This is a genomic window from Treponema primitia ZAS-2, from assembly GCF_000214375.1.
Taxonomy (GTDB): Bacteria; Spirochaetota; Spirochaetia; order Treponematales; family Breznakiellaceae; genus Termitinema; species Termitinema primitia.
Genome location: NC_015578.1, coordinates 2,532,820 through 2,556,073 on the forward strand (window position 1 = coordinate 2,532,820; position 23,254 = coordinate 2,556,073).

The following is a 23,254-nucleotide window of genomic DNA, read 5'->3' on the forward strand; positions in this document are numbered from 1 at the left end:
TTAACTCCTATTTAGCGCGGAAGGTATTCCCCCGCAATGACGAAAGGGTCAACTCGGTAAAACTTCCGATAGTCCGCGGGTCGCCGGGGACCACAACCATTTCGTCCCGTTCAGTACGGGCTATTAATTCATCGGCATTTTTTCGGGAAATTCCTTCAATTAATACCTGCTCACGGGAACCGACCCGGGCTTTCAGCAGTTCCTGGGTGTGTTTCTTTTGAAGGGCCATGACCCGGCTTAGGCGCTTTCGTTTGAGTTCCTCCCCGATACGGTCCGGCAAGGCGTATGCTGCGGTTCCTTCCCGGGGATTGTAGTGGTAGGTATAGGCATAGAGGAATTTGACCCGCTCCATCAGGTCCAGGGTAAGCTCCAGGTCTTCCTCGGTTTCTCCGGGGAAGCCCACCAGGATATCCGTGGACAGGGTAATGTCCGGCATGGCCTCCCGGATTTCGGCAACCAGTTCCAGGTAGCGTTCCCGAGTATAGCGGCGGTTCATGGCGGAAAGAATGGCATTGGAGCCATGCTGGACACAGAGGTGGAGGTGCCGGCAAAACACGGGGTTTTCCGCCATCACCTGTATGGCTCGGGAGGAAAGGTCCTTGGGGTGGCTAGACAGGAAGCGGACCCAGCGTATGGGTGTGCCTGCGGTTTCCCGGGCAACCAGTTCCAGGAGGCCGGGAAAATCCAGGGCATCCTCAAAGCGGTAGGAGTTGACATTCTGCCCAAGAAGGGTGATCTCCCGGACCCCTCGTTCTGCCAGCAAATGAATTTCTTCGGCAATGGAAGCAGGGCTGCGGGAAATTTCCCGGCCCCGGACATAGGGGACGATGCAGTAGGAACAGTAATTGTTGCAGCCATGCATGATGGGAACAAAACTGCGAAAATTTTGTTCCGGCCCTTCCTCTTCCAGATGAAAGGGCGAAAAGGAAAAGGCAGGCTTTTCCTCAAGCAGATCAAGTTCCGTGAGCAGAGGCTTTTCCCCGGGAAGCGCCCTTTCCAGGATTTCCAGGATAAAGGGAAAAACCGAACGGCCCCCGGTACCCATCACATAATCCACCGCCCCCTGTTCCTTCAGGGCCTCCCCCAGTCGCTGGGCCATACAGCCCGCTAGGATCAAAGTGAAGGGGTTTCCGCCAATAGAACGCTTTTTCTTTAAAGCATGATAATGGGCCAGCCGGCCTAAAACCCGCTGTTCCGCGGTCTGCCGCACCGAGCAGGTGTTGAGGAGCACCAGGTCGGCCCCCTCCCCGTTTTCCGCTGCGGACCAACCCCGCTCCCGGAGCACCAGGATCAGGGCTGCGGACTCGGCAGTATTCATCTGACATCCGTAGGTTTCAAAAAAGTAGGTCACAGGCCGCCCTTGATAACGGTCTTAAGACCGGCGTTTCAGTCCCTTAAAAAATTTGATACCGCTCCAGGCGCCCACCACCAGCATCCCCAGGGCGCTTATACTCAGCAATGTCCCCGCCAGGGGGCGGATGATGCCGATCCGGGACAGGATAGAAAGCCCCCCGGCCACCGTCGCCAGAAGGCCGAACTTTCGGTCATCCTTATCCTTGGAGATAATGCCCCCGATACCGAGTATCCCCACCACAAGCCCGGCAATAATTCCCAGAACCGGAGGCAGGGCCCGCATGATCATAAGAACCGCCCCCCCTACGATTCCGCCCACAGCGGTCATGCCCTGCTTTGCCAGGGTATTGGTGGACGGATAGTTTTCATTACCGGGTAACAAATCATTCATGGCTTTCCCCTTACCATTCAATATACATATACCCGGAAAAATCTTCAAGGAATACCCTATTAAATCCGGTAATTCCCTGAGCCACTTTTGTTAACCTGAGAATTATTCATAATCCGCCATAATATGCCGATAGTTTATTAATAAGTATGGGTAAACGCATTAACTTTGAAGATAATATATTCATCCTCAATACCCGGATACGGATGATTCGGGATTTGCTTATCCTGGACACGGATCCGGATATTTTTCTGGATAAAACCCTGACGGATGTAGACTTTATCGACGCCGCCCTGGCTTTGCTTTTACGGAACCTCATCGACAATACCCGGCTCATTGAACGGAATGAGCAATTCTATAACCTCTACGAAACTGAACAGCAGTTTCTCTCCACCCTCTGGGACCTTGCCAACGGGCCGGGTACCATATCGGTTTCCTCCTACCCAGTGCTCCAGGATAAGATCGCCATACTGAGGGAACATTCCCTGGAACGGCGGAAAACCGTAGAAGACCATATCAGCACCGGCGAAACCCCCTCTTCTGAGCCGGTGGTCAGCTCCGATGAACTCAATGAACTGCTCAGGGATTTTTAGCAGAAAGCCATGAGGATCACCGGTGGCTTTCTGGTTGGCAGGCAGGTGGAAGTCCCCCCGGGGGTGATACGGCCCGCCATGGACCGGATGCGGGAATCGGTTTTTGCCGTCCTGGGAGACCTGACCGGGCAGTCATTTCTGGACATTTTTTCCGGCTCAGGGATTATCGCCCTGGAAGCGGTTTCCCGGGGGGCAAACCCGGTGGAGGTGGTGGAGATGGACAGCCAAAAGCGGAAAACCCTGATTCAGAATGTCTCCATGGCCCCGACCCGGGTGCAATGCCACTTTATGGCAGCGGAGCTCTATGTGAAGCGGGCTAAAAAACAATTCGATATTATTTTCTGCGATCCCCCCTTCCCGTATAAATTTAAGTGGGAACTGGCGGCTTCCATAGCGGCTTCCCCTCTGATGGGGCCGGGTTCCCGGCTGCTTATCCACCGTCCCCGGGAAGATGCTTACGATTCCCCCCCTCAGGGGCTTACATTTGAAAGTTCCCGGGTCTACGGCCGATCGGTTGTGGATTTTTTCATGAAATTTTAGTTGTATTTTTTGGAAATGTGGTAAATAATATTACTATATTAGTATATTTTGATCAGGGTTAAGATGGATTATAAAAAAGTATTCGGTCGTTTTGAGGGGCAAAACGGGTTTATAAAAACCATCGCAAGACCCTCTATGGACGGCAGCCAGAAGGCTGCACTGAATCGCAAAGGTAATGTTCTGTATAACTCCGGTGATATTGAAGGGGCCAGACGGATCTTTCTCACCACCGGGTATTCCGACGGCTTATCCAGGGTCGGGGACTATTATAAGTCCCAGGGCAGGGATCTGGATGCCCTGCGCATGTACTGGATGGCCCCGGACAAACACAAGGCAGAACCGATTGTCCAGCGATTGTCCGTTGTAATACAGCAGCTAATACACGAAGAAGAGGTTCGTTCTGATGAGTGATGAAGTAAAACAGATTCCGGCGGAGCTTCTTAGTGAAGCCAGGCCGGAGCTTTCCGTTTCAGAAGCTTTCAACCAGGAAGTTTCGGAAATATCCGAGCTGTCCAAGAAGGGCTACCAATTTTTAAAAGAGAACAGGATTGCCGATGCCATAGACAGTTTTGGCAAGATCCTGATGGTTGATGAGAACAACAACTATGCCCTGGTAGGCATGGGGGACGCTACCCGCAAACGGGGCTCCTTCCATGATGCGGTGGAGTACTATCGGCGCTGCCTGGCCCATCACCCGGGAAAAAATTATGCCCTATTCGGCCTGGCTGATTGCTATAAGGCCCTGAACCAGTACCATAAGGCCATAGAAATCTGGGAACAGTACCTGCTTCACGACGATAAAAACATCACCGTCCTTACCCGGGTGGCCGACGCTTACCGCAAGGTACGGGATTTCAAACATTCTAAGGAAGTTTACCTCCGGGTTCTGGATATGGAAGAGCATAATCCCTACGCCATCATCGGCCTGGGACATCTGCACTACGATTTTAAGGAATACCGGGACGCCCTGTTCTACTGGGAAAAGATGGTAGAGTACAACAAGGAAGGGGTGGATATCCGGGTGCTGACCTCCATAGGGAACTGCCACCGGAAGCTCAAGACCTTTGAAAGCGGTATCCCCTACTTTGAGAAGGCCATGCATCGGGACCCCGGTAATTTTTACGCCCTCTTCGGCCTGGCGGACTGCTACCGGGGCTTAAACCAGCAATACCGTTCCCTGGATTACTGGAACCGCATCCTGGAGCAGGACCCCCGGAACAAGGTGATCCTCACCCGGGCCGGGGACGCCTACCGGAACCTGAACGATTTTGAGAAGGCGGTAGACTATTACCGCCGGGCTCTTAACATCGAATTCGATACCTACGCAGTGCTGGGACTATCGGTGGTCTCCAAAGCCCAGGGCAAATACGAGGAATCCATCGAATCCCTGCGCCGGCTCATCCAGCAGGACCCGAAGAACTACCGACTCTATGTAGAATTAGCGGACTGTTGGGTGAAACGGGGCGACAGAAATCAGGCCATTGAAATTCTGGGGGCATTCCAGAAATTCGGAATACGGAACCTGTTTGTCACAGAACTGCTGGACAAACTCAGGCCCTGATGGCGCCGGACGAAAAACCCCTTACTCAGGATAAACCAGCCCTTTCGGGGCTGCCCCTGGAAGAGCTGGAAAAATTCCTCACCCCCCTGCCCCCGTTCCGGGCCCGCCAGATCTTCCGTTGGATAGCCAGGGGCGCCCAAAGCTTTGCCGACATGACCGACCTTTCTCTGGACCTGCGGGAAAAGCTTGCCGCCGGGTATACCCTCAGGAGCAGTGTTATTGCCGCCAGGCTGGATGATCCCGACGGGACGGTAAAACTCAAGATAGGCCTGGCGGACGGCGCGGGTATTGAGGCGGTACTGCTCCGGGACGGCGAGGGCCGGCAAACAGCCTGCCTCTCTACCCAGGCAGGCTGTCCCGTGGGCTGCGTGTTTTGTAAAACCGGGTCCCTGGGTTTCCTCCGCAACCTGGAAGCCTCGGAGATTGTGGAACAGTTCCTCGCTATCCGCTCTGTAAGTCCGGACATTGCCAATGTGGTCATCATGGGCATGGGGGAGCCCCTGCTCAACCTGGAGGAACTCCGGAAAGCCCTGGATATACTCACGGATAGTGAAGGAATCGGCCTTTCAAAACGGCGCATAACCCTTTCCACCAGCGGCATAATCCGGGGCATTCAGGAATTGGCCGACCAGGGGCCGGATCTGCGCCTGGCAGTTTCCCTGACCACGGCGGATCCGGCACTGCGGGAAGAACTCATGCCCATAGCCCGGACCAATTCCCTCCCGGCCCTGAAAAGCGCCCTGCAATACTACCAGGCAAAGCAGGGCCGGCGCATTACCCTGGAGGCGGTCCTGCTGGGAGGCGTCAATACCCGGAAAGAGGACAGCGCCGCCCTGGCAGACTTTGCCCATGGGCTGGACGCGGTGGTGAACCTCATACCCTGGAACCCCGTGGAGGGGCTGGAATTCCGGGGTAAGCCCCTGCGGGAGCCCGGGGCAGGGGAAATTGCCGGCTTTACCCGGGAGCTGGCCCGGCGGGGGATCAAGGTAACCCGGCGCTACCGCAAGGGCCGGCTTGTAGCCGGAGCCTGTGGGCAATTAGGGGAATTGCCTACAGGCCACCCAGGCGAATTCGAGACAAGCTAAGAAATCTGTTTGAAAAGAACAGGTCCAGGCTCTGACGGTAAATCTTCCCCCGTATCTCCCCGCCTAAAACTGACCCTTGCAAAACCAGGCATCCCCCTTTATAGTAGTCCTATGAAAGCGGGGTACCCAAAATGGTGAATGAATTTGTCATAGCCGCCACCCGGTCTATGAAAAAGTACGCCGCCAAAGTTGTGGAGGATTTGGCAAAATTTCCCAGTTTTGCCTCCCATGCGGATTCAATTAACGGCGTCCAGGCCCTAAAAACGGACCTGTTTGCCGACGGGGAAATGGAAGTTTCGGTCAAGGAATCCCTCCGGGGCAGGGATGTGGTCCTCTTTACCAACTGCGCCAGAAATGAAGCGGGTATCGGGGTTGAAGAAGCAAAGATAGAGCTGTACCACACCATAGACGCCCTGAAACGGTCCCAGGCGGAACGGATCATCGTGTTTGAGCCCTTTGTATCCTGTTCCCGGTCGGACCGGACCACCCGCCGCAGTTCCGTGGGCCTCTGGGTGCACTTCAAGATGCTGGCAACCCTGGGGACCAACCATATTATCACCTACCAGCTCCATTCGGACAAATCCCGGTCCATGCTGGACCCCACGATCTGCCTTATTGATGATATGCCTGCCCTGACCTTACTCAAGAAGTACCTCTGCGATAACTATATCCGGGATTTGCAAACCCTCCAGGGGGAGGTGCGCAACAACTGGGCCTTCTGTTCCGTGGACGCCGGGGGGGAAAAACTGGGCCGGCAGTTTGCCAATGCCTTTATGGCGCCCCTAGTGGTGGCCCACAAGCAGCGGGATTATTCCAAGTCCAATACCATTGAATCGATCAATATCCTTTCGGCAGAACCCATTGCAGGGAAGGTGCTATGGATAGTAGACGACATGGTGGACACCGCCGGCTCCGTAGTCAGCCTCATCAGAGCCCTTACGCCCTTTAAGCCCGCTGAAATCAACATCATTTCTACCCACGCCGTATTCTCCCCCCCTGCGGGGGAACGGCTTTCCGCACTTTTTGAGGAAGGGCTGCTGAAACATATTATTGTTACCGACACGGTGTACAAGGGCCAGGAAAAAATTCCCAACCTGGAAGTGGTTCCCTCCACGAGCCTTTCCGCCAAGGTAATCAGTACCATTATTACAGATAGTTCCTTGAGCAAATTGATGGATCCCTTTAATGCAGAGGCTTATTTCAAGGCGCCATATCTGTTTAATCAGAGTTAGAAAATTCTTCTTATTGTCGGCCGTTGCCCAGGGAGGATGCCTGGTGAAGGGCGATCCCTTCCAGGCGTATGTCCTCTTCCCCGCCGGGCAGGGACACGGGGATTACCCGGCCCAGGACTTCCAGGGGCCGCTCCAGGTTGAGGGGCGCCGCAAAATCAAATACCACCGGGACCCTTCCTTCCAGAGTGGTGCGGGTGTCGTATCCTACCAATAGTTCAAAGCTCATGCCGTTTTCCCGTTCGTCCAGGTTGGCGGCCATTCCCCGCCAGATTACATAACAGTTCCGGTACAGCGCCGGGTCCTTGAGTACTTCCAAATATGGATACCGATCCTTGAGGGTGTCAAAGCCGGGAACATCCATATATGAAAGGAGCAGCCGGGCCTTGTTTTTGACCCCATCGGAAGCGTTGGATTCTATGAGCCGGTTCAGGGAAAGCTTGGCCGCCTCGTCCCGGTAGGCGGTAAACAATTTGCGTGCCTCTTCGTAGGTATCCAGGACCTGGTTCCGGGTCAGAATATACCGGTAACTGCCCCCTGGTTGGACCGGCGTTTCCCGGTCCTCGGATTCCAGGCTTATGCCCTCATAGCCGCTCCGTTCGGTTTCCGCAGCTTTGCCCAGGGGAATGACCTGCAATTTCACCAGCAGGCCACCGATCAGAACCAGGGTGAGCAGTATTCCTGCGATGGGGGCAATGATGCTGCCCAGGGTAGGGGGCAATTCCGGGAGGGGCGGGAAGAGGGAGGCGGGTTTTCCCGAATCAATCCAGCCCTGGAGAGCATCGGTGCCGCTGTACTTCCGCAGCACCCCCAGGGCTTTTTTGGCGATCCGGTTCCGGGGCTCCAGGTCCTGCACTTCCAGGTAGAGGTCCACCGCCTTCTCGGTCTCGCCCCGGTGGAGGTGGTAGAGCGCCATGCCCAGCAGGGCCGGGGGTTCCAGCATCTTGATCTCCCTGGCCCGCTTAAAGTAGGTAAAGCCCCCGCCCAGGTCCCCCGCCCGCAGGCATGCGCCCCCCAAAATCAGGTAATAGGTGTACGAATCGTGGTACCGGACCACTTCGGGCTGGAGCAGGGAAATGGCATCCCCGTATTTTCCCCGCTTGACCATACGTACCGCCTTGGTCAGGGTAGGTTCGAGTTTCATAAACTTCACTGGGCCCCCGGGGCGTTTCCGGAACTTTCGGCACCGACTTTAGTCGGCAAGCTCCCCGCGGAACTTCCAGCGGAGCTTCCCGCGGAAAGCTCATCGCGCAGCTTCTCCGCTGCGGCCTTCAACTCCCGGATGCGCCTGAGGCTTTCCACCTCTGGGGCAAACACGCTTTCCTGGATCGCCGGAGCAGTTTGCTGACCCAAAAGTCGGGTCTCCAAGTCCTTAATCCGCAAATCTGCATCCGCAAGAAGCCGCCGGTATTCGACGCTCACTTCCTCCGGAATCCGGCTGGCAGTTTTCAATAAATCATCCACCTGCTGCTGGTATGCTTTGATAGTGTGATCATAGGCATCTTCGCGCTGTCGGTATTCCTCCACGGTTTTCAGGTACTCGTCGTAGCTCCATTTCAGCATGTCCAGAAGTTCTACTTGCATTTTATTTTGTTTGATCATGTCCAGACGGTAAGAGGCAGCTTCGTATTTTTCACTCCGAGGATTGGTGTTTACCACCCGGGTAAAGAGTATCCCCGCCCGGTCGATCTGGTTCAGGGCAAAAAAACATTCCCCCATCCAGTAGAAAACCAGGGATTTCCTGGCAAGCCCTTCCCGGGTTCCTGTATCGGTACGATCCAGGATATCCCCATAAGTCCTGAACAGGTTCAGCGCCTCATCGTAGCGGTTTTTATAATAGAGAATCCGTCCTTTATAATAGAGGATTGTATCAATCCTAAGCCCCACCGGGGCGATGCGCTGCAACTGGTCTATGTCCCTGAGGGATGCGTCATATTCCCCCAGGGCAAATTCTGTCAGAGCGGTCCAGTACAGGATCTCCGCAAGCTGTCCGGGGTTAGCCGCCTCCATCTGGGAGCGGCGTAGTTCCAGGACCGCTTCGCTCCACCTTCCCGCCCGGTACAGATTGATCCCCAGTTCCAGCCGGGAAGGGTAAACCTGAGCCGAACCCCACCCTATGCCCCATAAAAAGGCAAAACCGGCGAGAAAAAACAAAAATCGGCGGCGTTTCATTGGGAACATTCCTCTTCTAGTATCGGCAAAAAATCCCGAAAATCGAGATTGAGGGTGAAACCCGATTAGGTTTTTTTAAAGCCCATCAGCCCTTTAAGCACCGGACCAGGGCGGCCTTATCCTGGGCGCCAAAAAACGCCGAACCGGCCACCATAACGTCCACCCCCGCTTCACGGGCCATAGCAGCGGTAGCCTCATTAATGCCCCCGTCCACGGAGATAAGGTAGTTCCCCTTCCCCGCCGCCCTAAGCTGCACCAGGGTCCGGACCTTTTCCAGACATTCGGGGATCAGGGGCTGCCCCCCGTAGCCGGGATTAACGGTCATCACCAGAATCAGGTCAATAAAGGGCAATAGGGGCTCTATGGCAGAAACCGCCGTGCCAGGCACGATGCTGATCCCCGCTTTTTTTCCCTTTTCGTGGATGATCTGGAGTATGCGGTGGGAATGGACCGCCGCTTCCGCATGAAAAGTGATATAATCCGCCCCGGCTTTAATAAAATCACCCACTAAATTCTCTGGGTTTTGCACCATAAGGTGCACATCAAAGATTTCCGAAGCATGGGGCCTGATATCCGCCACCAATTTGGGGCCAAAGGTCAGGTTGGGGACAAAAACACCGTCCATCACATCCAGATGGACCCATTCTGCCCCGGATGGCCCGATAAGGGCCACCGCCTGGGCCATGGCGGAAAAATCAGCGGAAAGCACCGAGGGTGCAATGATTGGTTTACCCATAATACGCTGATAATAGTGTGCCGGGCCCCCTCTTGTAAAGAACCGTAAAAATGGTATAATGGGAAAGATATTTTTATCAGAATGCCGGTATTTATACAAGCCATGAACGAAGAACAGTCTGTACAGAGGCTCATTCAGAAAGCCTATGAAAACCTGAAAGCCTCTGATGCGGATTCGGCCATTACGGCCCTGGAGGAAGCGCTAAAGATAGATTTTGAGAACCCTGAGGTGGTATACGCCCTGAAGTGCATACAATGGTGGCTGGACCGTATCAGGGTCACCGAAGATTCGACGCTATTAAAGCAAAGCGATACCTATGCCAGGGGGGATTTCATCCTTTCTCAATGGGACGCCTTTTATAGTTTTCTGGATCGTATGGGGAATTCAGATGCTAGGGTATACGATCCCTGTCACTATGCGATAAAGCGGTTTGTTTTTTCCACCGCCCTGCAATCCTTCGAGGATATCCTGGGGGACGGGAAAAACCGGCATGATCCGGGGCTGCTCTTACTGGTAGGCCGCTGTTACAAGGGGGTGGGGAACTACGAAGAGGCCCTGAAATACCTGGAACAGGCGGTAAAGTTCAAAAGGGAGGACGGGGGGGCCCTGTCGGAACTGGCGGATGTAAATGCCCTGATGGAGGAAACCCGAAGCGCCAAGGCGCTGTTCCGGGAGGCATTTTTTATGGATGCCCAGAAGGTGGATCTCCGGTCCATGGAATCAGAGATGATACTCAGGCTGACCGACAGGGTGAAAGAACTGGGGTATAAAGGCAGGGAGCTTCTGGAATGGATACCCATTTACGGATGCTTGTACGGCATATTTTCGGTCAAGCGGGAATTAAAGCAGGTTGAACTGGGGCGCTTAAAACAATCCATATTCGCCCTGGAAAACACTGTCCGGGGGGGTCACGAGGATCTGAGCCTGCTCACCCCCCGGCTGATTAACCGGTATTTTTGGTTAATCGATCACTTTGAAAATATTCAGGAAGATCCCGGGAAGATTGAAGAGACCTTACTGAAAATTAAAATTATAGACCCGGCCATATACGAACGGTATATGGGTTAGTTTGAGAAGCATGTTAATGCGAGGAGTTACGAGATGTCTGAAGCTCTCCTGAAAAATGTACAGGAAATGCTGAACGAGGAGAAATGGACCAGAGCCACCCTCAGCAATTATTCTACCAACCAGTTTAAAGAGCTGGATGTTCTTTTACAGGAAGCCCGGGATGCGCGGGCCTACGATGAATTAAAGAAACTCTGCGATGAGCACCTGGTGCATACCAAAAACAGTATCATTGCCCTCTATCTTTCCGGGATGATCGCCCTCTCCCGGCAGCTCATCGACGATTCCGCCCTGATCAACCTGGTTACTATTTTTGTGGATAACCACAAGTGGAACATCGTAAAGTATCTCTGCGAACGGATCCTGGATCACGGGGAATCGAAGTTCGCCCTCCGCACCCTTTCGGAATGCTACAAAAACGACAACGAGGAAGAGGCAATTTACGGCATCTGGGAACGGCTGGTCAAGGTAGACTATGAAGAAGCGGACCTGGCCAAGTCCCTGGCGGAGTATTACGAAAAGCAGGCCAGGCTGGAAGAGGCGGTGGACTTTTACAAAAAAGCCCTGCACAGGTATATCAACAAGGGCCTCTTTACCAATGTCCGGGAAATCTGGACCAAGCTTATTGAGTACTGCAAGGACGACATCGACTTTTTCCTCCATGTACAGAAGAAGATCGCCAAAAATATCAGCAAAGAAAAAGCAGTACTTCTGCTCAACGATGTATATGTGTTCTGCAAAGCCAAGGATGATATTGATACGGCCATCAGTATCTGTAAAATAATTCTCGAGTATGATGAAAGGGACGAACCGGCCCGCAAGGAAATTACCGAATGTTTCCGGAAGAAGTACGCCGATCACAGCCAGCTGGAGGAATACATACGGATCTCCAACCTGGCCACCAAGTACCGGAACGTCCACGAGGCCATTACGGATTTTGAAAAGCACATCGCCTTTGACAAGGGGAACTATGTGTTTCACCGGACCTGGGGGATCGGGCGCATTGCCAAGGTCCAGGGGGATGAGATCGTCATCGACTTTGCGAAAAAGCGGGAACATTCCATGGGGCTGAAAATGGCAGTAAATGCCCTGCAAACCATATCCAAGAACCATATCTGGGTTCTCAAAGCCACCAAGAAAAAAGATGAACTCCATGACAAGGTCAAAGATGATCCGGAATGGGCTTTAAAAACGGTGATCAAAAGTTTTAACAATACCTGTGATATCAAGCGGATCAAAGCAGAATTTGTGCCCGCCATTCTTTCCGCCGGCGAATGGACCACCTGGAGTTCCAAGGCCCGGGATATCCTCAAGGCCAATACCAGCTTCGGGGTAAGCCCGGATAACATTGATACTTTTACTGTCCGGGACCGGCCCATCAGTATCGAGGAAAAACTCTACAACGAATTCAAGGCAGAGCGTAATTTCTTTGATCGGGTAGCAACCATACGAAGCTATGTGGCACAGAAGGACGTGGAGCTGGATTCCGAGTATTTTACCGAGATGTTCGCCTACTTCACAGGATATCTGCGTTCGAAAAACCAGCTTACCGAGCAGGTAGCTTCATACATTTTGGTAAAGGACTTGATCGGACGCTACCCCCATCTGGGCACAGGGCTGTCCCTTAATTTTCCTGAAGTTTTTGAAGAGATCGATGATGTGCCCAGCCTGTTTTTAAACCTCAAGGATGCAAAGTTAAAAGAAGAATTTCTCCACCACATTCAGCTTTTTGTGCCCTCCTGGCCTGAGATCTACATCAAACTTTTTCCCTTTGCCCTTTCTGCGTCTATCATTAACAGCCTGAAAAAGGAAGGCTACGAGGATCAACTGGTAGCCATGACCCAATATTGTTTTGAAAGCTACCGGGATCACCGGGAAGCCCGGGATGCGGCGGTATGGATACTGAAAAACCTCAAGAGCGAACCCTGGTTTGAAAGAACCGGCCTCACCGAGGAACGGCAGCTCATCGTTCTGATTCATATTCTCAATGTCAGTTACCGGGAAATTGAAAATCACCGGGAAACCACGGAGAACCGGAAAACCAACAAACAGGTTTATACCATACTTTTCAAGGATGAGGTGCTGATCAACTTTATTGAACAGGGCGATCCGGACACCATTACCCGTATTTACACCCTCATTGATGATGTAAAGGATCTGGACCCGGCGGATAAGCTGAACTTAAAAAACCGGATTATACAGAAATATCCCCAGTTCAAATTTCTTGGGGACACAGAAAAAACCGTCACTTCCCGGGGGCTCCTGGTTACCATGGGGATGTACGAGGAAAAACAGCGGCAGCTGGTCCATATCATGGACGTGGAAGTCCCGGCAAACTCAAAGGAAATCGCCTTTGCCCTTTCCCTGGGGGACCTGCGGGAGAATGCGGAATACAAGGCGGCCAAGGAAAAACAGGATATCCTCAACTCCACGGTAGCAAAACTGAAGGACGAAATCGAACGGGCTCAGCTTTTTGATCCACAAACGATAAACGCCAACCGGGTATCCTTTGGTACCAAGGTAACCCTGGACAACGAATCTAACGGTGCAAAGGAAGAGTACACCATCCTGGGACCCTGGGAGTCTGATCCTGAAAACAAGATCATCTCCTACCTTTCCCCCTTCGGCAACGCTATCCTGAATAAAAAGGTGGGCGAAAAATTCAATTTTGCTATCAATGACGAGAAGATTGCTTATACGGTCAAGGAGATATCCGCAGTTTCATTCTAATCGGAAAGAGCAGCGGCGCCTAAGGGCAGCCTACCCGCTCAGCCCCATCTTTTCCAAGGTGGCGTGGGCTTTGCGGGAAAGGCTGCCATTTTTTTCGTCCAGGTATTCCCGTACCGTATCCGCCAGGGAGCGGAAATCGTTGTTTGCCACCATGTCCATGGCATAGGCTTTCTCCACCACCCCGCCTGAGAAAAAAAAGCGCTTGGCCAGATCCTCCAGAACCGGGGTTTTTGCCATACCCAGGACCCGGAGGAAACCGTTGTACAAGGGGGTCTGGTTTTTCCGTTTTGCCTCGTCCAGTTCTTCTATCAGCTTGGCTGTATAGGCATCAGCCTTATTCTGTATCAGCATTTCTGCGGACAGGAGCCGGACCCGGTCGGCATTTTTCCGTTCCGAAAAAAGAGACGAAAGTATGTCCAGGGCCTCGGGATTTGCTATGGTCCCCAGGGCTTTGATAGCCTCATCCTTTACTGCGGGGACATCATCCCGCTCCGCCCGGTACCGCAGGTAGGGGACGGCTTCCACAAAGCGGCGATCCCGGGCGGCCTGGGCGGCGGCCATGCGGGTGCGGTAATAGGAATCACGGAAGGCTTCGATGATCGCGTTGTCCACTTCGGACCCTTTAAAGGGTCCCAGGGCGGCCACTGCGGTGGAACGCACATTGGGGTCCGCGGATTCCACCGAAAGGAGCACCGCATCCAGCCCGTCGGAGTCGCCAATTTTGGCCAGTGCTTCCAGGGCGGACATACGGAGCGGGGCCCGTTCATCGTTGTTCTCCGCAATCTCCCGCAGCAGGGGAAGCCCCGCCGGGGACTTCACATCCCCCAGGGCGACGATGATCTCCCGGCGGTTTTCATCCCCCGGGCTGCGGTTATTGTAAAAATCAATGAGATACCTGGCCAGCTCGGCGGCATCTTCCTTGGGCCGGCGAGAGGCCGCTACTTGCGATGCAGTTTCCTGCTTATCTTGTGACGCAGTTCCCCGCGCATCTTGCAACGAAGTTTCCCGCGCAGTATTAGTGTGCTCAGGAATACTGCCGCCGGTTTCATCACCCTCCCCTTCCTCGCCATTCCCAGGATCCGTCCCGGCCAGCGACTCAGTTTGCGGGACCGGTTCAGGGGCCGCGACCGCGGCTTGCTGTTTCCCGGGATCACCTGCGGGCATATTGCCCCCGATAAGGCCCAGGGCTTTTATGCAGGCGCTCATGAAGGGCCGTTCCTCCGAATCGAGAAGCTCCTGAATATAGGGCGCCGCGTCGGTGGACTTTATATTACCCAGGTAGGTGACTGCTGCCAGAACCGTGTCATTGGCCTCCTCATCCCGTTCCTCAATGGCCTTAAGCGCCCGATCCTCCAGGCCGGCCTGGGCCCGGTCACCAAAAAAGGAAAATACCCCTGAAAGAATATTCCGGTTCCGGGTGTTCCGGGCCACGGTGATAAGCTCCTTGTCCAGGCTAAGGTCGTTTTCGTTTTTCAGGGCCTGGATCAGGGAGGCGATTTCCGTTTCTGTGCCATAGCGAATAGTATCCAGGCGCCGGGCGCTGTCCAATGCCGCGGCCGCGGCCACAGCTTTCGCAGTAGCTGCGGCATCAGGGGCATCCTGGGGGAAAACCGACAAGGCCGGCCACAGGAATATGCCGCATAAAACAGTAATACAAAAAAATTTCATTCACCCATCCCGGGAAGTTCCGTGTATTGTTTCAAAAAATCCTCTTTAAACTGAAGAAAGCGGTTTTCCTCTATGGCCCTGCGGGCATCGGTGACCAGACTGTGGAGGAAATACAGGTTATGATAAGAAGCCAGCATGGAGCAGAGTATCTCCTGGGTTTTAAAAAGATGCCGCATATAAGCCCGGCTGTATTCCCGGCAGACCTTGCAAGTGCATTGGGGATCCAGGGGACTAAAGTCAAATTCCCGGTCCGCCCTCTTGATGGAAATATCCCCCCGCCGGGTAAACACCCGCCCGGTGCGGCCGGTCCTGGTAGGAAGCACACAGTCAAACATATCGATCCCCTGCTCAATGGCCTCAAGTATATACTGGGGGGTCCCTATACCCATAACATACCGGGGTTTCTCCCGAGGCAGAAGGGCGGCGGTATAGGCCAGGTATTCCTGAAAAACATCCCCCTCTTCTCCCACTGACAAACCCCCAATGGCAATCCCCGGAGTATCCGCCTCAGCTGCCAGGGCGGCGCTCCGCTCCCGGAGCTCCTTGAAAAAATTCCCCTGAACTATGGCAAACAATTTGCCTTCATACCCATTATCGGCCTTTTCCACCCAGGTCTGCTTAGCCCGTTTCAGCCAATCTGCGGTAATACCCAGGGCATTTTCCGCTTCCTTATAGGATACGCCCCACTTAGTGCAGACATCAAGCTGCATCTGTATATCGCTCCCCAGAAGCGTCTGAATCTCCACCACCCCCTCAGGGCTGAGCAGATGGGTGGAACCATCCAGGTGGGAGCGGAATTCCACCCCCTGATCCCGGATCTTTCTGAACGGGGCCAGGGAAAAAACCTGGAAACCCCCGGAATCGGTGAGTATATTCCGCTGCCAATTCATAAAAGGGTGGAGCCCCTTGGCGGCGGAAATGACCTCCAGACCGGGCCGGAGGTACAGGTGGTAGGTATTGGAAAGGATGATCTCAAAGCCTATGGCGCTAAGGTCATCCACGGTGATGGCCTTTACAGTCCCGTTGGTCCCCACGGGCATGAAGACCGGGGTACTCACCGGACCATGGGGCAATGCCAAAATTCCCGTCCGGGCTGAACAGGAAGTATCGCTGTGGTGGATGGTAAAAAAGGGTTCCAAACTATTTTAACTATACCCTGGAAAAACGTTTATGTCAAACTTTGTGGAGAATATCTAGGGACCCTATGAATCGTATATAATTCTTGCATAGGGCTTGATCTTCCTTAGTATTTTACATATTACTATAGTAATATAAATATGTCATTCGGTAATATAAGACTTTGTCAAATCAGTATTGCCATGATATTCTGTGGTTTGGATTGCTTACCAAGCAGGGGATAATTTTGGATATAGAACGCAACAATGAAACAAAACAAATGCTTATAAGCACCGCCTTGAAGCTGTTTAAGATATCGGGCTATGAAAAGGTAACGATAAACCAGATATGTACCGAGGTTGGCATAGCCAAAAACACCTTTTACTATTACTTTAATTCCAAGGAAGACCTGCTGGAAGCGTCAGTAGGGGCGGTCCAGAACATGACCGTGACCAATCTTACGGAAATTCTCCTCTCCGGGGATGCCTATTTTGAGCAATTTTGGCAGATACAAAAGCCCATCTACGACTTTGTGACTGAGAGCGGCATAGGTATTTCCCAGCAATTTTTAATCCTCCGACCGGAAAAACGCCAGGAATTACTGCATGTATTGGACGAATTTTATGCGGTTATGGGTACCGTTTTGCAAAAAGCCCAGGAAACCGGGGAAATACGGAACAGTTCAAGCCCCCAGGAGCTCATCGCCGTAACCCGACTGCTCTTTGTGGGTATCATATCCCTCTGGACCTCCTTTAAGGGCGGCTTTGAATTTACTGATGCCATGCGGGCAGCCCTGGAAGCCAGCCTTGATCTCCGCACTGATATGCGAAAAACCTCCCAGGAGTCTATTATCAAGCTTCCTTTTTGAAGGGAAAAAAGGCGAAATAGGAAAAAACCTTGACACTTTTATATTACCATGGTAATATAATTTCGTATTATGGTAATATAAGGAGTTTTATTAATGAAGAAATTATGGATGGTTTTGATTGGGGGCATACTGTTATGTTCCACGGTTTCTGCAATGACTACTTTTGAATCAACAACCTCGTCCTAAAGACTCCCCCGCGAAAGCGGGTTCTTAGGTATGTTGTTCTTATAAGGTATTTGTATTCGGGGTTTAATACCCTTTAAAACGCCCTAAAAGGCGGGGTATTAAACCCCTCAACACGAATAAAAAAGGAGATAATTCAATGAAAATGACAAAATTAGCCCATTTTTTTGTCCCCCTGACAGCGGTTTTGACCCTGTTTGCGGCATGTTACCAGGAAGTTGAAGTGGATGATTACTCGCCGGGCAGTCTGGCGCGGATTGCAGGGGCGTACAATTTCCGTGATGTGGGTGGATATACAACATTTAATAATACGTTATTTGCCGGACAAATACTACAAGCATATCAAGAATCCGGTGAAGCGCTGGGCGCTTTTCAAGCAGCGATTCAAGTGGAAGCGCCTAAGCTTGCAACCGTTGATGCGCTTACAGCGGCAGGAGCTATACAAACAGCATGGACGGCGCTAAAAAATGCGTTGCCAAGTTATGAACAAACACTTGGTGCTTTGAATTTGGTGACTGATTTGGTCGACAATCCTAGCAATCCTGACAATGTTAGTAATATTGCGCTGAAACTTGGTACCATCGCCGGGCAGGAGTGGGGAAAAGTGCAGGCAGCTTTTCCTGAACCTGAATATGGCTTGTCCGCTATTACGGCTACCGACAGAGCCGCTATTTCCGCGGCGCTTGGCAAGGTTGCCGCAAACATGAATCCCAAGCGCATAAAACGCGGGGTTCTCTACCGTTCAGGGGACCTGAGCCGCCTTACAGACCGGGACATAAAATATATTGGGGGATTGGGCATACAAGCGGTTATTGATTTTAGAGGGATTACGCCGCAATCAGGGAACCGTGCTGCGGAAAGATCCGGAGAGGACCTTGACAGAGTAATCCCTGGCGCATTGATGGGCCAGGACCTTGACCCGTATCCTATTACTGATTATCCCAAAGTTGGCGCAGCCATATCCACCGGTCTTGAAGGCAAATTCGGTAACCGCTTTGCCATCGAAGAAGGCGTTATAGGAAGCATGGCAGAGTATCTTGGCCCTGACAAAGCATCTGTTAACACTGCGCAGGTGATGATAGACGGATACAGAAACTTCATGGAAAAAGAGGCAAAACTCACCAGCGATATATCAGCCTTTGGAGGATCAAAGCCTTACGAAGCATCCGGCAGACAGCAGATGCATAACTTTTTTATGTATTTGATTTATAAAGACGGCGCTCCTAACGATAGCGACCCGGCTAATTTCCGAAATGCCCCTGTTCCGGTAATAGCCCATTGCTCTGCGGGCAAAGACCGTACCGGCATTGCCACGGCTCTTTTTTACAGCGCCTTGGGTATTCCGCGGGAAACAATAATTTCTGATTATATGTTGAGCGCGCAATATGTTGCCGAAAAATACACGCCTGTTGTAAATGTTCTTGGCGCACAACTGGAGCCCCTTGTAAGCGTAAGACGTGAGTATATAGACTCAATGTTTAAATACATTGACGATACATTCCCGGCAAACCGCTGGGAAACAGCCTCAGATGAAACGTCTGCTCTCAAAGAGCAGATAGCTACCATGGCAGCTAATCCTCCATTTAACGGTTACGGGCTTGGCGCTTCCATTGCCGCAGCAGGTTATTTGTATGGCACAAAAAGCGCTGAAGCCGGAAAAAACATATTCCCCAATGCTGCTTACGATAAGAGCGCTGCTGTAATCAAGTTTTTAACAGAACCGTTGGCAAAAACAACTTTCTACACATATAGTTATACGGGTAACGTTATTACAGGAACGCCAGTTACACACAACGGCGGTCTTGGCTTGACACCACAGGAAATCTATCAGCTTCGTAAGCTCTATTTAGAGTAGCTCAATCAAAAGGGAGAAATTGAAATGAAAAAAACACTATTGGTTTTTTTGACCTTTGCCTTAACCGTGTCCGCTTATTGCGTGGAGTTTAGCTTGAGCGCCGGCGGCGGTTTAACCGGCATTGCGCACAGGAAACAGGCGGAAGTCAGGGATGAATTTAAAAATTATGAAGGGGATGGCCAATATGGCGGCCTGATAAAAATTCCTACACCTCAAACCATTGAGGCAACCCAGCAGGGCTTTTTCGATACCGATGAGATCGTAGGCGGAGTTGGGGCACACGGTTTTTTTGACGTAACCTATGTTGAAGTGAACGCCGCTTTTCTCGTCACCCGGATTGAGCAGACGGTCCATATCCCCGATCTTCCTAATATTAGCAGCAATTTTGCAGGAAGCGAAGTTTATGATCATTTGGTAACACAGGTTTATTTTTCGATGTTCGGTAAATATCCCTTCAAAATTAAAAACAGCGCTTGGACTATTTTCCCCTTAATTGGCGCCACCTATGAAGTCGCATTATCTGAAGAAGACGACAGATTTATTAACTCTTTTAAAAAAGTAGTGGCCTTGGGTTACGAAATGCCCAATTTGGGGGAGCTTTTGAATTCATTGTGGATAAAAGCCGGGGTCGGCGCTGATTACAGCTTGGAAAAAATGGCCAATAAACCGCTGTTTCTTCGCACCGAATTGCTTTACGGCTTAAAGCTCCCTAATAATTATGAAAGTGATACTGCAGGGTATTGGGAAGATAATCTCAAGGGAATGAGTAATGGACTAACCTTGTCTTTGGCGCTTGCCTACAAAATAAAAAGTTTCTAAGCAGACCCGGAAAAGTATCCCAAGGTTTTATTTTAAGGATGATAAGATAGCTACGGATATTAAAAAAGCGCTGAATACCGGTTTAAGATCTTCGGTAACCAAGCTATGAAACAGGGGCTGTCCAAAAAGCAACAGACGGCCCCTGCTTTTAAATTGCCATAAGTGGCAATCCCATCCCTGGCACCAAGATCATTCCTCCTTAAACATCCCCTGGATCTTTTCCACTGCCTTATCGTATTCAAAGAGCAGGATATCCTCTTTAATTTTGTTAACCAGATCCTTGGTATGGGAATCCAGGGGCATCATACTGTATTCCAGCATGATTTTATTAACCGTTTCAATATCCATGTTTACCAGGGCTTCTTTCAGGGCTTCAAAATGAAGGGCGGAAATATCAATCTCCTCGGGTGTTTCCCGCGCAGCAGCGGAAGCCTGGGCAATAAATTCGGAAATAGTGGTGGTAAGGGTCTTTAGGTTTTCCAGAAATTGAGGCGTCTTTTCGGCTATTCCTACCGCATCTTGTGCTTTACCCAGCTCCTCCAAAGCAGCAGCGCTGTCCCCAAAGTCGTAGGCGCCGATGCTGCGGCCCGCGCTTTTCAGGGCATGGACCAGGGTGGTATAGGAACGGTAATCCTTTTTCTCCACCGCTTCCTGTAGCTCACCGGACCGCTCCTGGGAGTCCCGGCAAAAAACAGCAAGGATATCAAGGTAGACCGCAAAAGTGCCGCCGGTATTTGCAAGCCCCCGGGAGACCTGAACCCCGGGTATTTCCATGGACGCCACTTTTTCGCTGTCTGCCCTTGAGGCGGTAATCGTCGTATTGGCTTCCCTGCGTTTTGATTCGGGTATCCACCGCTTCAGAATGGCGTTTAGTTTTTGTACCTCAATGGGTTTTGCAAGAAAATCATTAACACCGTTTTTCAGAAAGATTTCCCGCTGGCCGAATACCGCATTAGCCGTAAGCATGACAATCGGCAAATTCTGATAGTAGTTGTCAGCATTGTTACTTTTTCTGATGAGCGACACCGCTTCTATCCCGTCCATGCCGGGCATCATGTGATCCATAAAAATGAGATCGTAGCGCTTATCTTGTACCATCTGCACCGCATCGGCGCCGTTTTGGCAGGTGTCAATCTGCATCTGGTAGGGGGCCATTAATTCTGCGGCCACCCTAAGGTTGGTGGGAATGTCATCCACAATCAAAATCTTCGACCAGGGGAAAGTAAAATAGGCCTCTTTGTCATAGGAAGAGTAGCCTTTGGTAACCACGCCGTTCAGGACATTCGCAAGGACAACTGAATAGATGGGCATAAGGATGCTGCCGGTCTCCCGGTATACCGCTATTTCTCCCAGTTCCGTCATAATGATCAGCTGCATGGAATTGCCCCGCTTGCCCCAGATTGGGATACAGTCCATGGCATAGCGGGAGGAGACAAAGGCAAATGCGTAATCCCCCTCCCCCAGTTCTTTATTAAACGCCGCAAGATCCGGTGCATACACCGGGTTGAGGGCGAGATTGTTCATGGCGCTTTTCAGGAAGCCGCCATGAAGGGGGCGTTCTTCAAGCACCAGAATCTTTTTGCTTTCAGGGTTATCCACCCAGGCAATGCGCCGGTCATCGGAAAAGGCTTGAACCATGGTGGCGGTAAAGACCGAACCCTTGCCGTATTCGCTGGATACAGTGATCCCCCCTTCCATGGCCAGGCAAAGGTTGTTGGCAATGGTAAGGCCCAGACCGGTTCCTTCGATGCCCTGGTTACGATCCACATCTACCCGGATAAAGTCGTTGAACAGATCCTTCATGTCCTCCGCTTTTATACCGATGCCGGTATCGCTGATCCGGAACACAATATCCAGTTTATGGGGGCCGATCCGTTTCATCCCCGCATCCAGAGCGATATGGCCCTGCCGGGTATACTTCACTGCATTGTTGAGCAGGTTGATCAGTATCTGCCTGATCCGCGCTTCATCGCCTTGAAGCACTGCAGGGATATTGCTGTCCGCAGTTACAAAAAAATCCAGAGGCTTGTCCACCAAACGCACCCGGATTACGTTGACCACATCGTTTATGAGGGAGGCAAAGGAATAATCCTTTGATTCCAACTGGACATGGCCGGATTCTATTTTGGAAAAATCCAGGATATCGTTGATGATGGAAAGCAGGGTATTCCCCGACTGGCGTATAATGGAAATGTACTCAAAAATTTCACCGGAAATATTCTTGCGCAGTATAATTTCCGACATACCCAGAATGGAATTCATGGGGGTGCGTATTTCGTGGCTCATGCGGGCCAGGAAAGAAGTTTTACTTTTATTTTTCTCGTCAGAACGGATCTTTGCCATACTTAATTTGATAAGAATATAGCACAATATCGCCATAAGGATGGCGCCCACAATGGACAGCACCAGAATCATAAAATTGACATCCCGATAATAGCTTTCCATGGGGTCCGCAATGCCGATATACCATCCGTTTTGCATTTTTTTGTAAAGGGCAACAACCTTAACCCCCTGGTTGTTCGTCAGGTTTACCCTGGAAATCCGGGTATTCCCCGTTTGAAGGTTATCCACAATTGCCGCATGTCCTTCGCTCAGTTCCTGCATTTTTCTGCCCAAATAGAACTCATCGGGGTGGGCGATAAACACAAAGTCGGGGCCCATGAGCATACCGTAGCCGGCTTTGGAAAACTGAAGGCCCTTGACATATTCAGAGATACTATCGAGCACCATGTCGTAGGAAACAACTCCGTAATCGTTTCCGTCGCTTCCCCGCAGGGCTATGGAGGCGCTGATAATGACCGTGCCGTCTCTGGCATCCGGATACGGAACGGTAAAGGCCACGGTGCCTTCGTGCTCTCTGGCGGCAACAACCCAGGGCCGCTCCTCAGGCCGGTAATCTTCCGGGGGTATCCACCGGCTGCCGTCCACAAATTGCCCGCCGAAAAGCCCGTAGAGGCTGATAAAATCCGTATCCCCCAGGGGCGTTTTAAGCCAGTCGGTCAGTTCGATGAGGTATTGCCCTATTCCCTCAGGGGACCCTCCTGCCTGCAAGCGATTGCGGACCGAAAAGGCAGTGTTGAGCACCGTAACTTCCGCTTCCTTGAATTCCGATTCGATCAGGGTTTCTGCGGTACTCAGTATGCCCTCCGCAGTGGTGGCCATATATTTTTCCACTATCCCGGCGGCAAAAAAGGAACTGATCAGGACCATCGCCAAAAATGCCAGAACAACAAATATCAACTGTTTGTAATTTTCCTGGACTATCAGCCTGGGTTTCATAAAATCCCTCCTGC

General features: G+C 51.7%; 19 protein-coding genes. 11 read left to right on the plus strand and 8 right to left on the minus strand.

Translation table 11 applies throughout. The features are described 5' to 3' along the window. Positions 1-7: 7 nt before the first annotated feature. Positions 8-1,351 (minus strand): tRNA (N6-isopentenyl adenosine(37)-C2)-methylthiotransferase MiaB, encoded by a 1,344-nt coding sequence (gene miaB, locus TREPR_RS11060; RefSeq protein WP_015708397.1) that lies wholly within the window; start codon positions 1,349-1,351, stop codon positions 8-10. Positions 1,352-1,372: 21 nt separating this feature from the next. Further along, positions 1,373-1,744, minus strand: a complete 372-nt coding sequence (locus TREPR_RS11065) for a hypothetical protein (RefSeq protein WP_015708398.1) — start codon at positions 1,742-1,744, stop codon at positions 1,373-1,375. Positions 1,745-1,890: 146 nt separating this feature from the next. On the opposite strand from TREPR_RS11065, the gene TREPR_RS11070 reads away from it, so the two are divergent. The 6 genes from TREPR_RS11070 (at position 1,891) to prs (ending at position 6,752) form a co-directional block, all read left to right on the plus strand. Next, the gene (locus tag TREPR_RS11070) at positions 1,891-2,334 is read left to right on the plus strand and encodes a hypothetical protein (RefSeq protein WP_041611156.1); all 444 of its coding nucleotides are present in this window, start codon (positions 1,891-1,893) and stop codon (positions 2,332-2,334) included. Positions 2,335-2,343: 9 nt separating this feature from the next. Further along, on the plus strand, positions 2,344-2,874 hold the full coding sequence (locus TREPR_RS11075) for an RsmD family RNA methyltransferase (RefSeq protein WP_015708399.1): 531 nt from the start codon (positions 2,344-2,346) through the stop codon (positions 2,872-2,874). A gap of 63 nt (positions 2,875-2,937) precedes the next feature. Further along, a complete protein-coding gene (locus tag TREPR_RS11080; protein WP_015708400.1) occupies positions 2,938-3,285 on the plus strand; it encodes a hypothetical protein in 348 nt (115 codons plus the stop codon). Continuing rightward, positions 3,278-4,435: a tetratricopeptide repeat protein gene (locus TREPR_RS11085; RefSeq protein ID WP_015708401.1), complete on the plus strand. Its 1,158-nt coding sequence runs from the start codon at positions 3,278-3,280 to the stop codon at positions 4,433-4,435. The genes TREPR_RS11080 and TREPR_RS11085 overlap by 8 nt, the downstream gene beginning before the upstream one ends. After that, positions 4,435-5,520, plus strand: a complete 1,086-nt coding sequence (gene rlmN, locus TREPR_RS11090; protein ID WP_015708402.1) for a dual-specificity RNA methyltransferase RlmN — start codon at positions 4,435-4,437, stop codon at positions 5,518-5,520. The genes TREPR_RS11085 and rlmN overlap by 1 nt, the downstream gene beginning before the upstream one ends. Before the next feature lie 131 nt (positions 5,521-5,651). Next, positions 5,652-6,752, plus strand: coding sequence for a ribose-phosphate diphosphokinase (gene prs / locus TREPR_RS11095; protein ID WP_015708404.1), 1,101 nt, complete (start codon positions 5,652-5,654; stop codon positions 6,750-6,752). A 10-nt stretch (positions 6,753-6,762) separates the two neighbouring features. Here the strand turns inward: prs and TREPR_RS11100 are convergent, their stop codons facing one another. The 3 genes from TREPR_RS11100 to rpe form a co-directional block, all read right to left on the minus strand. Beyond that, positions 6,763-7,893, minus strand: coding sequence for a tetratricopeptide repeat protein (locus TREPR_RS11100; protein WP_015708405.1), 1,131 nt, complete (start codon positions 7,891-7,893; stop codon positions 6,763-6,765). 5 nt (positions 7,894-7,898) lie between these two features. Beyond that, a complete protein-coding gene (locus TREPR_RS11105) occupies positions 7,899-8,921 on the minus strand; it encodes a tetratricopeptide repeat protein (protein WP_041611157.1) in 1,023 nt (340 codons plus the stop codon). Between the two features lie 85 nt (positions 8,922-9,006). Beyond that, the gene (gene rpe / locus TREPR_RS11110) at positions 9,007-9,657 is read right to left on the minus strand and encodes a ribulose-phosphate 3-epimerase (RefSeq protein WP_041611637.1); all 651 of its coding nucleotides are present in this window, start codon (positions 9,655-9,657) and stop codon (positions 9,007-9,009) included. An 81-nt stretch (positions 9,658-9,738) separates the two neighbouring features. Here rpe and TREPR_RS11115 point away from each other — a divergent pair, with 81 nt between their 5' ends. Continuing rightward, complete coding sequence (locus tag TREPR_RS11115; RefSeq protein WP_015708407.1) at positions 9,739-10,725, plus strand: tetratricopeptide repeat protein; 987 nt, start codon at positions 9,739-9,741, stop codon at positions 10,723-10,725. 33 nt (positions 10,726-10,758) lie between these two features. Continuing rightward, positions 10,759-13,452 (plus strand): transcription elongation factor GreA, encoded by a 2,694-nt coding sequence (gene greA / locus TREPR_RS11120; RefSeq protein ID WP_015708408.1) that lies wholly within the window; start codon positions 10,759-10,761, stop codon positions 13,450-13,452. A gap of 30 nt (positions 13,453-13,482) precedes the next feature. Here greA and TREPR_RS11125 read toward each other — a convergent pair whose 3' ends face one another. After that, on the minus strand, positions 13,483-15,120 hold the full coding sequence (locus tag TREPR_RS11125) for a HEAT repeat domain-containing protein (RefSeq protein ID WP_015708409.1): 1,638 nt from the start codon (positions 15,118-15,120) through the stop codon (positions 13,483-13,485). Beyond that, complete coding sequence (gene tgt, locus TREPR_RS11130) at positions 15,117-16,259, minus strand: tRNA guanosine(34) transglycosylase Tgt (protein ID WP_015708410.1); 1,143 nt, start codon at positions 16,257-16,259, stop codon at positions 15,117-15,119. The genes TREPR_RS11125 and tgt overlap by 4 nt, the downstream gene beginning before the upstream one ends. Before the next feature lie 224 nt (positions 16,260-16,483). Here tgt and TREPR_RS17910 point away from each other — a divergent pair, with 224 nt between their 5' ends. From TREPR_RS17910 to TREPR_RS11145, 3 genes are all read left to right on the plus strand, one after another. After that, positions 16,484-17,104, plus strand: a complete 621-nt coding sequence (locus TREPR_RS17910) for a TetR/AcrR family transcriptional regulator (protein ID WP_015708411.1) — start codon at positions 16,484-16,486, stop codon at positions 17,102-17,104. Positions 17,105-17,426: 322 nt separating this feature from the next. After that, positions 17,427-19,142 carry a tyrosine-protein phosphatase gene (locus TREPR_RS11140; RefSeq protein ID WP_015708413.1) on the plus strand — a complete coding sequence of 572 codons (1,716 nt, stop codon included), beginning with the start codon at positions 17,427-17,429 and terminating at the stop codon, positions 19,140-19,142. A 24-nt stretch (positions 19,143-19,166) separates the two neighbouring features. After that, complete coding sequence (locus tag TREPR_RS11145) at positions 19,167-19,961, plus strand: hypothetical protein (RefSeq protein WP_015708414.1); 795 nt, start codon at positions 19,167-19,169, stop codon at positions 19,959-19,961. Positions 19,962-20,150: 189 nt separating this feature from the next. Here the strand turns inward: TREPR_RS11145 and TREPR_RS11150 are convergent, their stop codons facing one another. After that, positions 20,151-23,240: a response regulator gene (locus tag TREPR_RS11150; protein WP_015708415.1), complete on the minus strand. Its 3,090-nt coding sequence runs from the start codon at positions 23,238-23,240 to the stop codon at positions 20,151-20,153. Positions 23,241-23,254: the final 14 nt, after the last annotated feature.